The 15621-nt window shown below is 56.4% G+C and carries 16 protein-coding genes and 1 pseudogene; 12 read left to right on the top strand and 5 right to left on the bottom strand.

The window, feature by feature from the left end; translation table 11 throughout:
* The first annotated feature begins 128 nt into the window (after window positions 1-128).
* The 5 genes from LT948_RS28725 (at window position 129) to LT948_RS28705 (ending at window position 5990) form a co-directional block, all read left to right on the top strand.
* Entirely contained in the window at window positions 129-533 is a 405-nt protein-coding gene (locus LT948_RS28725) for a response regulator (protein ID WP_010792478.1), read from the top strand.
* The gene (locus LT948_RS28720; RefSeq protein ID WP_021018399.1) at window positions 530-1375 is read left to right on the top strand and encodes a prepilin peptidase; all 846 of its coding nucleotides are present in this window, start codon (window positions 530-532) and stop codon (window positions 1373-1375) included. Before LT948_RS28725 ends, LT948_RS28720 begins: the two co-directional genes overlap by 4 nt.
* Before the next feature lie 37 nt (window positions 1376-1412).
* Window positions 1413-2801, top strand: a complete 1389-nt coding sequence (locus LT948_RS28715) for a tyrosine-type recombinase/integrase (RefSeq protein ID WP_010792476.1) — start codon at window positions 1413-1415, stop codon at window positions 2799-2801.
* Window positions 2802-3869: 1068 nt separating this feature from the next.
* The gene (locus tag LT948_RS28710; protein ID WP_010792475.1) at window positions 3870-4091 is read left to right on the top strand and encodes a hypothetical protein; all 222 of its coding nucleotides are present in this window, start codon (window positions 3870-3872) and stop codon (window positions 4089-4091) included.
* A gap of 807 nt (window positions 4092-4898) precedes the next feature.
* Window positions 4899-5990: a hypothetical protein gene (locus LT948_RS28705; RefSeq protein WP_010792474.1), complete on the top strand. Its 1092-nt coding sequence runs from the start codon at window positions 4899-4901 to the stop codon at window positions 5988-5990.
* A 30-nt stretch (window positions 5991-6020) separates the two neighbouring features.
* Here LT948_RS28705 and LT948_RS28700 read toward each other — a convergent pair whose 3' ends face one another.
* Entirely contained in the window at window positions 6021-7220 is a 1200-nt protein-coding gene (locus tag LT948_RS28700; protein ID WP_021018396.1) for a hypothetical protein, read from the bottom strand.
* A 133-nt stretch (window positions 7221-7353) separates the two neighbouring features.
* Window positions 7354-8388 carry a DNA-binding protein gene (locus LT948_RS28695; protein ID WP_010792471.1) on the bottom strand — a complete coding sequence of 345 codons (1035 nt, stop codon included), beginning with the start codon at window positions 8386-8388 and terminating at the stop codon, window positions 7354-7356.
* Between the two features lie 423 nt (window positions 8389-8811).
* Between LT948_RS28695 and LT948_RS28690 the strand changes: the two genes are divergently transcribed.
* Window positions 8812-9732: a putative molybdenum carrier protein gene (locus tag LT948_RS28690; RefSeq protein ID WP_232197131.1), complete on the top strand. Its 921-nt coding sequence runs from the start codon at window positions 8812-8814 to the stop codon at window positions 9730-9732.
* A 2-nt stretch (window positions 9733-9734) separates the two neighbouring features.
* Here the strand turns inward: LT948_RS28690 and LT948_RS28685 are convergent, their stop codons facing one another.
* Window positions 9735-10109: a hypothetical protein gene (locus LT948_RS28685; RefSeq protein WP_033997839.1), complete on the bottom strand. Its 375-nt coding sequence runs from the start codon at window positions 10107-10109 to the stop codon at window positions 9735-9737.
* A 61-nt stretch (window positions 10110-10170) separates the two neighbouring features.
* Between LT948_RS28685 and LT948_RS28680 the strand changes: the two are divergent.
* Window positions 10171-10740: pseudogene (locus LT948_RS28680) on the top strand (SPFH domain-containing protein); the annotation flags it as partial.
* A 161-nt stretch (window positions 10741-10901) separates the two neighbouring features.
* Window positions 10902-12209, top strand: coding sequence for a hypothetical protein (locus LT948_RS28675; RefSeq protein WP_021018394.1), 1308 nt, complete (start codon window positions 10902-10904; stop codon window positions 12207-12209).
* A 31-nt stretch (window positions 12210-12240) separates the two neighbouring features.
* Here the strand turns inward: LT948_RS28675 and LT948_RS28670 are convergent, their stop codons facing one another.
* Window positions 12241-12414 carry a hypothetical protein gene (locus LT948_RS28670; RefSeq protein WP_162835983.1) on the bottom strand — a complete coding sequence of 58 codons (174 nt, stop codon included), beginning with the start codon at window positions 12412-12414 and terminating at the stop codon, window positions 12241-12243.
* Window positions 12415-12543: 129 nt separating this feature from the next.
* Between LT948_RS28670 and LT948_RS28665 the strand changes: the two genes are divergently transcribed.
* Window positions 12544-13182: an SOS response-associated peptidase gene (locus tag LT948_RS28665; protein WP_021018392.1), complete on the top strand. Its 639-nt coding sequence runs from the start codon at window positions 12544-12546 to the stop codon at window positions 13180-13182.
* 53 nt (window positions 13183-13235) lie between these two features.
* Here LT948_RS28665 and LT948_RS28660 read toward each other — a convergent pair whose 3' ends face one another.
* Entirely contained in the window at window positions 13236-13658 is a 423-nt protein-coding gene (locus tag LT948_RS28660; protein WP_021018391.1) for a hypothetical protein, read from the bottom strand.
* Window positions 13659-13833: 175 nt separating this feature from the next.
* Here LT948_RS28660 and LT948_RS28655 point away from each other — a divergent pair, with 175 nt between their 5' ends.
* From LT948_RS28655 to LT948_RS28645, 3 genes are all read left to right on the top strand, one after another.
* Window positions 13834-14178 (top strand): hypothetical protein, encoded by a 345-nt coding sequence (locus tag LT948_RS28655; protein ID WP_038405185.1) that lies wholly within the window; start codon window positions 13834-13836, stop codon window positions 14176-14178.
* A 75-nt stretch (window positions 14179-14253) separates the two neighbouring features.
* Window positions 14254-14688, top strand: coding sequence for a metal-dependent phosphohydrolase (locus tag LT948_RS28650; protein WP_021018389.1), 435 nt, complete (start codon window positions 14254-14256; stop codon window positions 14686-14688).
* Between the two features lie 41 nt (window positions 14689-14729).
* A partial coding sequence (locus LT948_RS28645) for a type II secretion system protein (protein ID WP_232197130.1) occupies window positions 14730-15621 on the top strand: 892 nt, incomplete at its 3' end.

Raw genomic sequence — 15621 nt, 5'->3', positions numbered from 1 at the left:
TACCCTGGCCACCGCAATCCGGCCCCCTGTTTTGGTTTGACCTGGCCATGGACGTCGATAGGCTGACCTTGCCCGCTGGATCATGCTCGATATGGGTTTCCAGCATTCACAACAAACGGAAGATCACTATGTCCAAGGCCCTGATTGTCGACGACTCTCGCACCGACGCCTACGTATCCCAGAAATGCGCGGATCAACTGTTCGATGAAGTCAAAGTGGTGGGTACCCTGCAGGAGCTCCTGCAGGTGGTGCCGTCGTTCAATCCCGACGTCATTTTCATGGATTTGTACCTGGGCGAATGGCACAACGGCCTTTCCCATATTCGTGAGCTCCGCTCGGGCCATGGCGAACTCAGCATCACGCCGATCATCGTTCTCTCGAGCAAGGCCGCTGAGGAAGACAAGCGTCTGGCAGTCGAAGCTGGTGCGGCCGGCTACATCGTGAAGCCAGCTACTCTCGACAAAATGATGGAGTCCCTTCGCCGCTACGTCCCTGGCTTCATCCCCAAAGGCTGGGAGTCTGTCATAGCGTGATTGAAATACTCCAAGCAGACCAAGAACTCTTCATTGGCATCGTTGCGCTTGTGAGCCTCATGGTTGGGAGTTTCCTCAACGTCGTGGCCTACCGGCTGCCGATCATGCTGGAACGCGCCTGGACAATTGAGGCTCAGGAATGCCTGGGCCTACCCTCAAGCGAACCAGTTGGCCGGTTCACCCTGTCGTCGCCCTCCTCTGCTTGTCCCAATTGCGGGCACAAGATCCGCCCCTGGGAAAACCTCCCAGTGGTGAGCTACATCGCGTTACGCGGCAAATGCTCAGGCTGTGGCACCAAGATCAGCATCACTTATCCTGCCGTTGAGTTGGCGACCGTCCTCCTCTCCGCGTCGCTGGCCTGGCACTACGGTGTAACTCCTGCTGCTTGTGCCGCAATAGTGCTGCTGTGGATGCTCATAGCCCTTTGCCTGATCGACCTAAAGGTCATGCTGCTCCCAGATGCGATTACACTTCCAGCCCTTTGGCTCGGTCTGGTTGCGAACTATTTCGGCGTATTCGCGTCGTTGCACGACGCGGTTGCAGGGGCGGTGGTGGGATATATGACGTTCTGGACGATAGGTAAGCTCTTCTACGTCGTCCGCGGTGTCGAGGGACTGGGCCAAGGTGATTACAAGCTGTTTGCACTCTTTGGTGCCTGGGGGGGGTGGCAAGTGCTGCCCGCGACTTTGCTGATCGCCAGCGTGACCACTGCTGCTGTGGGGATGGCGATCAGACTCGGCCGAAAGGACCGCTATCTGCCGTTTGGTCCTGGTCTGATCGTAGGTGGGGTGATCACCCTGGTTTTCGGCAGTGAAATCAATCATTGGCTTTTGTACCGGTAAACGGTGAAATCCGGGACCGGAATTTCCTGAGCGCCCCATGATCTGGGCGCTTCAAGGGCAATCTTGGCTTGTGCTACGAAGCAACGCGGTTAACCTTGGGGTATTCGCTTTCTATTGCTCCGAGGTCCGCTTGCCAGCTCCAGCAAAAACACCCAACAGTGGCGCCCGCCCTTCCCCACTGTTTGATACCTACGAAACCTTTCTCTCGTCTTCGGCTGCTGAGTACGTTGCAGAGCGGCCGGCGATTGAGGAGTTCCTAAAGGTTTTCGCTCCCCATATTCCGGCAGCAAATGACCTCGCCCATGCTCGAGCGTTTTTGAAGTCCTATAGCGGCCAAGCAACCACGTTTAAGGCCTATCGCACGCAGGTAGAGCGCATCCTGTTGTGGTCCTGGATCATCGCAGGGAAATCGATTCTGGACTTGCGCCGGTCTGACGCTGAGAGATTCATGGATTTCAACGTGGCTCCGCCCGCGAGCTGGGTGGGAGATGCTGTACGCCAGAGGTTCCTCCCAAGGGGGGGCGTCTACGAACCGAACCCTGCCTGGCGCCCCTTCGGCATCAAGATTTCGAAAAGTGATCGAAAGAGAGCCAAGGAAGCCGGCGAGGAGTTGGGGGTGTCTGGTTACAAAATGGCTCAGGGCAGTATCCGGCAGGTCTTTTCCATCTGTAGTTCGTTCTTCGAATTTTTGACTCAGGAGGACCTGGCTCAAGGAAACCCCTTCAAGGCGATCAAGGGCAAAAGTCGTTGGATCAGGACCACAGCCAAACGAAGTGGCGGGAAATCCCTTACCCAGCTGCAGTGGGACTTCGTGATCGAGACCGCGGAGCTCATGGCTAACGAAGCACCGGAATCTCATGAGCGCACGTTGTTCATTGTCTCTTCTCTGTTCTCTATGTACCTACGAGTCTCGGACCTGGTAGGTAATCAGCTCTGGACTCCAACGATGGGTTCGTTCGTCAAGGAGGATGAAACTTGGTGGTACGAGGTGGTTGGTAAAGGGAACGTAGAAGCGCGCATTGCAGTGAAGCCTGACTACCTCAAGTACCTGAAGCGGTACCGTCAGAGCCGTAATCTCACGCCCCTGCCACTGAAGGGAGAGCAGGCCCCTCTCCTCACAAAGTTGAATGGTGCCCCAGGATTGAGTGATCGCCAGGTGCGGAACATTGTCCAGGAGGTCTTTGATCGGGCTCTGAAGCGAATGCATGAGGAGGGACGATCGGATTGTGAAGTTGACGACCTACGGGTTGCCACCCTGCATTGGCTTCGTCACACAGGGGCGACCTTTGATGCTCCTCATCGTGATGCAAAAAACCTTCAGGCCGATCTCCGGCACAAGTCGATGAGCACGACTCAGGACATCTACTACAACTCGCTGGACGATCAGCGTGCGGCTGAAGTTGAAGGCCTGACGGTCAAGCGCTGATCCAGCGGGCGGGTTAGCGCAAGCAACAACAGGGATTAGCCTGCGATCGGCTTACCTTCCGGGTTAGAGAACAGGGTTATCTTTCTTGGGGTTACCGATTGGGGTTATAGGGTGTGGACAGATGGCTGCACCCCAAGCCCTGTCTACCGTAGGCTACTTTGACGCCGTACACCGGATTCCGGGACCCGTACAGCCTGATCCGGTAGCCGTACACGAGGCTCCGGTCAGCGCTCAGAGGACTCCGGTTGATGCACGCAAGATTCCGGTCGCGCTCAGGGGATTCCGGTGGCGTACACCGGAATCCGGTCTCCTGTTGATAACTAGCCATTAATTTCTGGATAACCTGTGTCTAAGCTGTGTGCAACCTGTGCATGGCAACTGCTTTACTTTACCGAAGCATCAGTAAATCGGCTTTAAATACAGTGGCTTACACCTGTATATGGTTACCTTTTACTGACAGCATGAGTCACGCCTGGCTAACGACCGGAATGCTGTGAGCGTACGGGTAAATCCCCTTCTGAACCGGAATTTGTTGAGCGGGAGGGCGTTCAGGTCTGGAATACGGCTAATGCGAGACCGGATTTCTCTGAGCGCTTCCCCAAACGCCCCTACCCGCGGCTATTAGCTCCTCGAACCGGAATCTCCTGAGCGCCAAGGGAGGCAATGAGGGTGGAGCGGGGACCGGAATCTTGCGAGCGCCCGGGAATCTAGCCGGCCTGCGGCAAAATGCACATCGAGACCAACCGGAATTTCGTGTACGCCAAGTCCGACGCAGGCTCTGCCAGTCGGACTTGGCGATGCGCAGATCGACCGGATTTTAGTGAGCGGGCACAACAAGGCACTCGCACAAGATTGAATCGGTCTCGGGGCTGCTCGAGCTGGCCAACCTTGGCAGCCTTATGAGTGGTACGGGGGCTAGCAACAGCGGATGGGCCTTGCCCACATCCCTGAGCCGCAACTTCCAGCGTCGACGCCAGAGTCATGGGGCGCGCGGCTGGCGCAATAGCCCAGCCCCATCATAGTCTCCGGTGACCAGGAAGAAGCGATTACGATCACGACCAGGCCCGCATGCTGAATTTGCCGGAATTCCGTGAGCTGGGAAACGCGCCGAGGGGCGGCCTTGATGACGTCTGTCCAGGGCTTGCTTTTCTGGTACCGGATTCCTTTGAGCGGCAACTGGCTTTGACGGTGGTTACCCTTCAGGAAGACCGGATTCTCGTGAGCGGTACCCAGCGCATGCCAATCCTCGAGGTGGATAGGCCGGAATATCGTGAGCGCAAGGCTCAATGACTGCTCTAGGGTGAACCGGAATCTGGTGTACACCTACTCCCCCGGGGCTTTGCAACTGTGTAAAGCATGGGGGCAAGAGCTGGAGTGCGATTGAGAGATAGAGGTCTGAACACCGGAATTTCATGAGCGCAGCGTCCCGCTGGACGCTACACCGTTCAACTCCGGATTCTGGTGAGCGCCCGGCAGCGCGCCGGCTAGGGAGGCAGAGGGTGACCGGAATTCTGTGTACGGACTGCCCGCCCGGTTTTCTCCTCGTGGGGCATCGATCCAGCCGGGGAAGACCACATCAGCGCGTTCCGCGGATTTACGGGGCAGGGTTTTCAGTGGAAGACCAGGTCCGATATTCCGGCCGGAATTTGGTGAGCGGCCCGTATTTCCTGCCCTGGAGGCATGGTCGGTGATCGGCACTACGCAGAATGGACCGGAATTTCCTGAGCGGTGCGTGAAAGAGCGCTCATCCTCCCGGCCGGAATCTGGTGAGCGCTCGAGCTCCGAACCTATTGCCACGGTAACCGGATTCTTGTGAGCGCCCCGTTTTTCATGGGATACAGCAAAGCCTTGCTCGGTTTTAGCGACCGGAATCCTGTGTACGGTATGAGAGATGCCGAACAAGTGGGTTGATCTTCTTCGAGCCGGAATGCTCTGAGCGCTCACAGGATTCCGGCGATCCGAACCGCCAAAGCGGATCTCAGAACGGCTTATGCGAAAACGGTCTTGATTTGGACTAAAAAATCAAGATGAGGGAATATATCCTTTGCATCAGGTTTGTCGAGACGGACGAAACGCGAAAAGTAAGAGAGATAGGCCATGACCGAGTTGAAGCTGACACCTGAAGAAGTACGGCAGGTAGCTGTAGATGACAGGCGATTCAAGCTGCAAACAAAGTTCGATCTGGAATCAGGTCAGGGCGTTCTCCCTTTCACGAATGAGCGTTTCTTTGAGCAAAGCAACCCCATCGTCCGTTCAGCCCTCTTCTCAGCGGGCAAGATTCCCAAAGGCCTCTTCTTCCAGGAATGGACAGAGATCTTCTCCTTGGGATCGGGCTCAATCTGGTACCGCGGTCCGGCGCTGTCTACAGATCACGAACTCGTCCTGGCCCGAATCATGGTGCTGGCCCGCGGCAGGTCACTGACCCAGTCCGTCAAAGTCAAACAGGCTGATGTCTGTCGTTGGCTCAAGCTCGACGACTCCGGTGCGAACTTCAAAAAGGCCCGAAGGATTCTTGATGACCTCGCCGGCGGCGAACTGCGGATTTCAAGCAAGCCTGCTCTGAAGAGACTCTACAACCTGCTCACACGACCGCCGCTCGGACTGCCTGATAGGGACTTCTTTCTCGAGTACATCAAGAATCGCTACGGAGATCAGATCAAGGAGATCGCGGCGGCAATTGAGTCAGATGATACGGTGGTCGATATCAGCATGCGGTTCTTGACCAACCAGGCAAAGAACCACAAGACAGGGCGACTACTGCTTAACCTTGACCCGATCGCTGCAATTTTCTTCGATGGTGTGAATACCACCCTGGTGCCCTTTGAGATCATGGATCAATTGGATCGATTTGGGACCAAGCTTTTGCCCTTCATCGCATCCCATAGAGATGGGGTATGGCCTATCGGGCTTGAGAAGTACCACGAGTTCAGTGGTTCAAAATCCGAGTATCAGAAGGTCAAGCGGCGGGTGAAGTCGGATCTCAAAAAGCGATTCGAAGACTGGCAGGCGAAGGCCTGGATTGAACCTGGTTGGGACATCTCCAGGAACGATGACGGGGACGAAATAGTCCGAGGGTTGAAGATCGGAGCGAAGGTGCGCATCCGTTCTGAGCTGGAAATCCTTACGGCTGTAGGGGATGACTTAGAGGATGCGGAAGACATTGATGCTGCCGAGGCTGAATCAGCTTGAGGCGCGGTGACCGCGCCTCATGGGGATGACTTAAGCAACGCTTGCGGTCGAGTCAAAAGCTAGGCATTCAGAAACTGGGATGAACTCTTGCCGCCGGCACAGCCAAGCCGAAAGGAAGGTGTAGGCAGTAGTGAGCGCGGCGATCATGGCCATCGTTTCTTTCTTCTCCCTTCGATTCCTTGCATTCGCTCTAGCCTGGGACTCCCCTTTGTACTTTGTGCTTACGAATAGTGATGCCACCAGTGCGCCGAGCACCGCATAGAACACTGACACCAGAGTCATTTTGGCGATGAGTGACAGGCTGATGCTCAGCCATCCCTGATTGGTTCGCACTGACGCATACACCGCGAACATCAATGCAAGCATGAAACCCGTTAGGCCTGCGACCATTGCGAGTTGACGGGGGAGCTCGAGCCAGTTCATCAAGAAGGCCAACACCACGCCTGCAGCCGGCAAGAGGTTCGTGATTGCGGCATCCGTATAGTCGTTGTAGATGGTTGCTTGCCCCTGATGGTGCCTCCACATCGCCCAAGCTGTCAGAAGCGCACCCGCCAGCAGCATGTACTTCCAGGCCGGGCTGGATTTGAACTGCTGCCACAGAGATTTCTCCGGCGCGCGGTATGACGGCGAGAACGAGGTTGTACTCGAAGCTTGCGCAACCTGTTGGGGTGGTTGGTACTGCGGGATTTGGGCTGGTGCCTGCTGGTGCGCCCGTTGAGATTCGATCGCTTGGGCGGCCTGAGCGCGCTGCTGGAGTTCGATGATCGCCTGCTGGCGCTGATTCTCGATCTGCTTCTGTCGAGCTGCGTCTTCAGCCGCCAGGCGCTCCTCAGTTTGCCGCTGCCTGATGGCCTCCTCTTCCTGGCGCTTGATGAGCTGGGCCTGAGCTAAAGCCGATGCCGATTTACCCCTCTCTGCCGTCACATATTGATCAAGCGCCTGTATGCGGGCGCCGATGGTTTTGTCGAGGCACTTTTGGTCAGTACATGCATCCCTTGTAGCGAGCCATTCACGCTGCGACTGACGGACCGCCTCGTACTGGTCAGGATTTACCTCCAGAGCGGTCCTATAGGATTTGGCTAACCAATCGTCCAACCCGGAAAGGTAGCCATCACGGCAGATTTCTTTTTCGGGGAAGCTGCTGGCCTTGGAGCAGTCAAAGCTTGCTGCCACAGTTTGGCCGGCCAGGAGGGCCAGAAGCAGACCGGAGGCTGCTGCACGAAGTTGCATCAAGATCATCCTTTACTTGTTGATCGCCTGTCTGCGTTATCGGCGGCCCACGGCGGTTTATGAGCCCCCGTTGACCATAACGCCCGAGCCGAATGATGCCAGTCAGTCCTACTGATGGCTATCTGCCAGGTCCTCAGGTGTTTCCTTCCGCACCACGTTCTTCCGCGGATTGGACGCGGGAGGAAAGCTCTGCCTTCATGCCCTCCAGCTGGGCGGAAAGGCGTCTCACCTCGCTGTTCTGAGTTCGAGCAGAGGCTTTTGCTTCCACCAGTTTCTCCTCGGTCTCTCGTCTCTCCTTGACGGCGCTTTCAAGCTGCCTTTCGGCCTCCGAATGCTGAGTTTTTACCGTGGCGAGTTCGATCCTCAGGTTCATGAGTGATTGCTCTGCGACCTGCAGCTTGTCCTTCGCGCTGTCAGCCTCAAGCGCCAACTTCCTGTTCTGCGCTTGCAGGTCGGTCAACTGGGAGGTCATGCCAGACAGTTGCTTATTCAGGCTCAGGATTTCCCCTCTCAGTTGGATGTTGTCCGCCGAGAGGGTGCGGTTGTCTTCGCGCAGAGAGGTCAGCGCGTTATCGAAAGTCGCCTGCTCCTGCCGGCGTTGCTCGTTCAGGGCTGCGAGATAGTGCTCATGAGCATCCCGCTCTGCTTGAAGGTCGTGGGTTAGCTTGCTGGTCGAGCGCTTCTCCACCTCCAGGTTACGTTGCGTGTCAGTCAGCTCCTGGGCCAGGCGGCCCAACTCAATGTTGGCCGAGTTCAAGCGCTCAGTCAGTTCGCCCAGCAGCCGTTCGCGATCGGCAAGGGTGCCTTCAGTCTTCGCAAGCTGATCGACGGTGGCTTGGTGCACCACTCGCTCGCCATCAAGGACCTCCTCCATTTCCTTGATTTGCGCCTCGCAGCGCTGCTCGCCTTCACGAACGATCCGCTCGGAGTTCTCTTTCATCTTGTCGTGAAGCGCGTGTACCAAGGCCTGCAGCTCGGTCTGGATGCGCCCGCCATCGCCCAGCATTTCGATTTCCTCGTCGCGGAGATCCTTCCAGAACCTCTGCACTGTCGAGTAGGAGCCGCCTGTGATGGCCTGTATGGAACGCACAGTAACTGGGGAACCCTGGTTACGGAGTTGCGCAATCGCCTGGCGAACCTCCTCTTTCGTGATCCCAACGCGGCTCATGGCTGCCCTCCGTACCTATTGACAGTATCCGAAAACTATGATTTGGCGCCATTTTACCGGCGAACTTTTGTTACTTGCATTACGTAACAGGTAATTACGGTAATATTATAGGTCATGCGCAAGAGAAACGGGTTAAAAATCACATCGGATAAAAACTGTAATCCTTGGCCATAGCCTCAAAACGGCCCTGTACGTGATTTCTGGCGGTTTCATGTGGGGTGTAGGGCGTACTTTGCGCGTACGGATGAATTTCGCTGCGGGGCTGATCTGGCTACAAATCGTGGTGGCTGTTACTGAGAGGGGCGGCCGCTAAGCTGGGGGAAAGGAGCAAAAAGCAGAGCCTTCCAATACCGCGATGAGGTGGTGAAGCGAGCGTGAGTGTATTCTGTCGCCCTTGCACAAACTGAACTCACAGGAAACGGAATGAAAGGGCCGGTCGCGACAGTCGAGCTCTGGGAAAAGGGCCGATGTGTTTTCAGTCACGCGGTCTCTAGGGAGCTGCTCCAGGCTGCAGTTGATGAAGGTTGTCATTTGCTGCTTGTAGGAGGAGACGGGGCACCGGTGCTTGGCAAAGATGCAATGGTCCCCCTAGGTCATCTGTTGAAACGACAACGGAGCCAGCGCGGCCAGCAACCTGCTGTTCAGCCAAACACTGAAGATCGCTCGCCCGGTGTCAGCTTGGGGTGGCTTATCGCACTGTTCGAATGGGCCTGTCAGAATTCCCCGCTCGCAGAAATCCGGTACGTTCACCATGCCGAGTTCACCCTTCCCACACCGAAGCAGCCCTTGCTTCGGATTGAACAGCATGACTCAGGCCGCTACGCCCCTCGGACTTGGGAGAATGCCAAGAGCGCTGACATTACCGTCGCCTTTGCCTCCGATTTCACAACCCGGGGTGAGCAATTGACACTGCGGGCGGCCGGTGAAGCCTATGTGGCCATCCCCGTTTCAATCGAGCCAGTCGCCGCTGCCCGGCGCCTCTATAAGGCGATGTCAGCTGCAAAGGCGCGCACCTTGAATGTCGCCGGGAACGGTATCTACACACTGTCTAAGCATGGCTGGACGCAGGAGAGCATCAATGCCTTGGTGTACCAAGTCATCGGCAAGGTCCACCAGCACTGGCCAATCGAGTTCATCCGATCTGGCGGCCAGACAGGAGTTGACGTTGCCGGTTTGGTTAGTGCGCATGCGTTGGGGATTGATTGTCTTGGCCTGTTTCCGAAGCACTTCCTCCAACGAGCGGAGGACAACGTTGATGTGCGTCGCACTGCAACAGAACTCGAAGCTGAAATTCGGACCTGGGCATTGATGCTTGGAGTTAAGAATCCATCGACTGATGAATAGGTCTAGGGTGGCGGTGGGGCCTGGCGCAACCGGTAGGCATCGTACCCCTGCAAGAAATAGCCTTTGGCTACGAGGCTGTTCAACAGTCGCTGATTGACGATCGATTGCACGTACACGATCAACCCATTGCTGTCCGCAATCCGTTCTGCATGGCTCAGGAAATGTGTGAATTGCCCCTTCCCTCGCTCGCCTTCATTCGTGACTTCCAGATCAGCCAGGTCAAGCGTCCAGCGGCCTTCCCCGCCAATCCTGCGTGCCGCGATCCGGGCATACACCATCAGGTCGCCAAACTGGAAGCGAGATCTAGCCCCCATAGATCTAGCATTCGCTGCAGCGAAAGCTTCAAGGGCCAGGTAGTTGGTGGCGTGATTGCTCATCGATGGGATTACTCATTTGGGACTAAGTACCAGGTGTAGGTTGAGCGCAGGTCAACTCGACGAGCCTGGCCAGGTGGCTGACCTCTACAAGTCCTACGGTGATCTGGAGTCGATGGTATCCCGACTGATCAGCCGCCAGGTTCCCAACCAGATCGAAAATACCTTCGGCCGCTACACGGCGATTCGTGCGGTTCAAGAACGTGGGCAGTTCGTGATCGACGCTGCCGCGGCGCTCAAAGGCTCCGTCAATGGCCCTGTCATTATCGACAGCATTCAGATCGAGAATCTGGATTTCAGCGATGCCTACGAGCGCTCCATCGAGGATCGAATGAAGGCGGAGGTCCAGGTCAAAACTCGTGAGCAGATGCTGGCAACGGAGAAAGTCCAGGCTGAGATCCGCGTGACCCAGGCGAACGCAGAAGCTGAAGCCAAGCTCGCTCAAGCCAAGGCGGACGCCGAGGCGACACGGCTTCGTGGCGAGGCTGAAGCCGAAGCCATCAAGGCTCGTGCGGCAGCGTTGGCGAGCAACCAGAACCTCGTTGAGCTGACCAAGGCCGAACGATGGGATGGAAAACTTCCCACCACCATGATCCCCGACTCGGCAATTCCCTTCCTGGGCTCCAAGAACTGACTGAGTTCTTCATCCGCCAAGGCCCGCCCCATCTAGGCGGGCCATCTCACGGTGAACTCCAATGATGCGGAGGCGGGCAAACTTTCCGCCCGCCCTCTTCATTCGAACCCTTGCCAACTCACCGTTATCCTCCCGACCAACAACAAGCTTGGGAGGCACCAATGGAAATTGTCCACGCGACCCGTCCTGATGGATCAACGGTACAGCTACGAGTTGATGGTTCGGAGGTCGGCACAACCGACAGCGACCAGAAGCTGCTTCATCTTCTTCCCAAGCTACTTTTGGATGAACCTTTAACTGAGGCCGTATCCCTGGACCGAGTGGTGTTGGAGGTCATCTCCAACGTCGACGGTTTGCTCCCGGCCGAAGGCGTGGTGATCCGGCAGCCGTACCCCAATTCCTCCTACCTGGTCGGTGGTTCGGTGCGTAATCGCAATGGTTGGTGCGTACCGGCGGCCAATCTCCCTGAGCGCTTCGAAGTAGAGTTCCGCTGGACCTTCGTGTCACTGCTCAGTGACGGAAGTGATTGGGTGGTTCGCCATTTCATCCAACTGGAGCTGGAGCAAGGCCCGTTTCGGACGTACACCATGGCGGTGTCCAACTGGCCAAATGGCCGTGCCTCGGTCCCGAACATGTACCGCTATGCCATGGCATTTCTGAAGCCCTCCCAGGTGCTGGAGCAGCACAGAAAAGGAAGGCCGACGCTGAATGTCGGCCTCCTACGTGATGGCATGCTCGGCGTGACTTTCCGAGAGGAGATGCGGATTCCCACAATCCCCTACGAACAGGCAACCAGCATTCACCTTTACCAGAAACAGCAGCTACATGAAGTGGTCCAGGTTACGGATTTCACGTTGCTGAATGATGAGCACAAGGCAAATGGTGCCCTGGAGATGCCAGCAAGAGTGCTTCTGGATGCGATCTCTCTGGCAGCAAAGGTTCCCTACAAGCGCCCCGAGGTACCTTCCGCGACACCTGGAAGTTCCGAGGATTGCCTTGGGCAATTGGAATCGCACCCTGCTCTGCAGATGCTTTCCGACTGGTGGAACGCTCACCGGATTCCGGTGGCTGGAGAGTTGCCTGCGGCGATGGTCATGCCCTACATCCGGGTTCAAGATGATAACTCCTACTGGTGTGGGTACCGGGAGACACCCAACAGCACCATTGAGGGCATGAACTGCGTTTACAGTTCATGCGCTACCTGTGGTGATGCGGTCCTGCTTCACTTCATGGCTTCCGTGAAACACAGCGAGTTCCCAGATGGCTTCCTTGATGTGCGATGCCTGGATGGTTCCGAGTGGGTGGAGGTCGAAGCAACCCGTGAGCAAATGGCCAGGGGCGAGTATGACGAGGCCTACTACTGCCTGGCAGCACTTGCCGGATTCCCTAACAACTTTCCTGCTGCATACCGGCGCCTCCTGCAGGATTCCTTTGAAGCTCCATCGTCGCAATCCAGAGACTGGGCGTGAGGAGTAGGCGGGCATGAGGCCCGCCTTTCGCTTATTGGTCTTGGATCACCTCGAAGTAGCCCGCCGATTTCTCCACGGTGGTTTCCCCGCAGTGCGGACATTCAAGCGGCCAGCGGTCCAGGTCGCCCAGCGCATTGGGACTGAATTCGCGGATGGTGAAGGCTTCGCTGCACTTGCTGCAAATGAGCTGGTGGTCTTCGTACACAAGGATTCTCCAATCTGAAGGGCTAGCTCAATCTCTTGACTGAGCCTCTACCCTTTACAGTTTTCGAACAGGCGCCTATTCCGGCGGGTCAAAAGCTATGCTTTCAATCCGACCAAAAGGAACCCAGACATGTGCAGCCACTATGAGGCCCCGGAAACTCAGCGGTTGATCGATGGATTTGGGGTAGCTCCCGAGGGGCAGTTCAAGATGGATCTCTGGCCCTGCTACGAAGGTCCATTTATCCGTCTGCGTGACACTGAATCACCTGATGAGGAAGGGCCGGAATTTGAGGCGTTAGTCGGCCAATTTGGGCTCTTGCCATTTTGGGCAAAAACACGAACGTTGGGGCGTGATACTTACAATGCTCGCACCGAGACTGTGGCGAGCAAGCCTTCCTATCGAGTGGCTTGGCGTGAAGCGAAGCACTGCATCATCCCGGCCGCGGCAATCTATGAACCAGATTGGCGTACAGGAAAATCGGTCCCAACTCGCATCAGCAGGAAGGACGGCGGCATCATGTCGATCGCTGGGTTGTGGGAGCGGTGGAAGACTCCTGAGGGCGATTTGCATTCCTACACGATGCTGACTGTTAATGCGGATGACCACGCACTAATGCAAAATTTTCATAAGCCTGGTTCAGAAAAGCGCATGGTCGTCATCCTGCCAAACGGGCTGATCCAGGATTGGCTGCGCGCGCCGGCGGAGCGAAGTATGGATTTCATGCAGCAGTACCCTGCCGATCGCCTCCAGGCCGAAGCTAGGGGATGAACGTTCCGGGGCGGAAAGGCTTCGCAGGGTGCGTTCCAGGCGCAATATGAAGCTCAGTGCCCCTGCTGGCGCCTATATTCCTGCCATGCGTCGATCGGGGTGTTGATGCCTGGTTTGTTTATCCAGCTGTATCTCCCATGCTCGCCAAGTTGGGTCCACCACTGGAGTGCATCCTCTCCTCCGACAGCCAGAATGGCCATGCTCACCTCAGAGGTCAGCTCCCCAGGAGCAAGCTGGCCGTCGAACATTTCAAACAGAGTCTCAAGCGTGGCTGGTTTTCTCGGAAGATTGTCCTCCACTGTGTAGCGGTAGGACCCTTTTTGCCCCAAGAGAAAGCCATTACCGCTGGCAGATCCGAACTTCACCCCATCGATGGCGTTATCGATCATCTTGGGGATTTCTTCCAGGGCATCAGATGGCGCATCGATCTCGATTGTGATCTTCATTTTGATGCGCTCGGGTAGGCTGTCAGCCATGAAGGTGCTCCTGACGAGGAAGGGTTCTTACAGAAGCCTGGAATGTAGCGCGGCCTAGCCTGCACTCGCCATTCCCTCTACAAGAAAATTTTCCTGAGCAAGTGAAAGCCCCCTAGTGGCACAGGAAGCCCGCGTCGATGATGGACAGCAGACGAGAGAGATTGGGGGGGGAAAGATGGTTGCTGATAGTTTTAGGGGTAAGCCCGCGGTCCTGCAGAACACCTCTGCGTTGAGTGTGCTCCTAACGCACTTGGCAGAATCTGGCTGGCTTCCGCATGAGGTACTGCAAGGAAGCGAATGGCTGTACGCCCCCGACGTAACGAAGGTCCAGGAAAAGATTATTTGCTGCGACCCACCGGTGATTCGGCTGTTGAAGAACGGCAGCAACACTGCGCTGATTCACTTGAAGTGGGGCGAATCGCCTTCCAGGATGGTCGTGGATTACACCAAGTCCTGGGGATTCGAGCCCGTGATCCAGCAGGCGCTGGCGCGCATGAATGAAGCAGGTGTCAGCCAGTAGAATCATTGTCTACAGCCGTCTGGCGGGTGTCCCAGCCCCTCAGGCTGGCCCTAGGAAGGAAGGAAGAGGATCGAGATGGTTTTGATTGAAATGGCGCTACAGCGTGCGCTGAGCGCATATATGGGCAAGGTCGATAAGGCCGGCATGCCTTATATCTTGCATCCACTGCGTCTGATGGCCAGATTCACTGACCCATTCGAGCAAGCGGTATCTCTTCTCCACGATGTGATCGAGGACAGTGACACCACCGCGGAGGATCTACTCAACGAAGGCTTTCCGGAGTTCGTAGTCGAGGTCGTCGTCATCTTGAGCCGTCGACGTGGAGAGAGCTACGCGGACTTCATCGAACGGATTTGTCTAAACCCGCTGGCGCGCAAGATCAAGCTGGCTGACATCGAAGACAACCTAAACGTGCTGAGGCTGGCGAGCCTCGGGGAGTCGGATCTTCGTCGTGTGTCGAAATACCATCAGGCCTGGAAGCGCTTAAGCACCTTCGAAGCAGGCCAGTAGCGGCCAGCAGTGGCCTTTCCGCGAGGAGTTCACCTCCTCGCATGCCCCTACCCTCGATCCGCCCTGGAAGCCTGCAGCTTCCGGAATTTCAGCACCCTGTTTTCGCCCGAACTCAAGCGTTCATGGGGGTAAGCTCCGGACAACTGAATTTTCGCGGAGGGGATGAAATGCGTGGCTCACCTGGTCGCCAAGCGGGCTTCTCGCTTTTAGAGCTGTCGATTGTACTTGCCATCATGGCAATGCTTGCCGTCGCCGCTGTGCCGAGATACATGGAAGAGATCAATCGGAACCGTTCGCGAGTTACGACTGAAAACACTCAAGCCATCCTGGACGCGGCCAGGGCCTACCGGCTGTCCAAAGGAGCCTGGCCAGGTGGCGCATCCTGTATCAATGCCATCTCTGAAATGGTGAGCCAATCCCCGGCAATGCTGCCCTCTGGCCTGGACGTGAACAAATACAACAACACTGTCTCCACATCCTGCACGGCATGGACGTTCAGCGTTGACCAGTCCATCGTGGAAGACTGGGATGGGGTGCTGGCCAACAACCTACCGGGGACTTCGATCGTCAATGCATCTCAAAACCGAATCCGAAGCACCATTGGGATACCGGGCTCGGAGACAGCTAACGACGCGAAGCTATCTCGCGTAGCTGAGCAAAACGTAGAACTCAACCGGATGAGAACCAACCTGCTGTTGGGCAACAACGACATCAAGGAGGTTGGTCGAATCGAAGCGGTCAATGCCGCCATCAGTGGACTGGCAGAGGCTAGCCAGTTGAGGGTGAATGGCGTATCTCAGTTCAACGGAGAAGGTACCTTCCAAGACGGGATTTCGCTGCAGAAGGTCGTCCAGGAGAACACGTCCTGCCCAAAGACTGGTGCGATCGCAAGGTCTAGCGCCGGCGTAATACTTTCTTGCCAATCCGGTATTA

The sequence above is a fragment of the Pseudomonas sp. CP-1 genome (assembly GCF_021213715.1).
GTDB lineage: Bacteria > Pseudomonadota > Gammaproteobacteria > Pseudomonadales > Pseudomonadaceae > Pseudomonas > Pseudomonas aeruginosa.
This window is presented reverse-complemented; position numbering and strand designations above follow the sequence as displayed.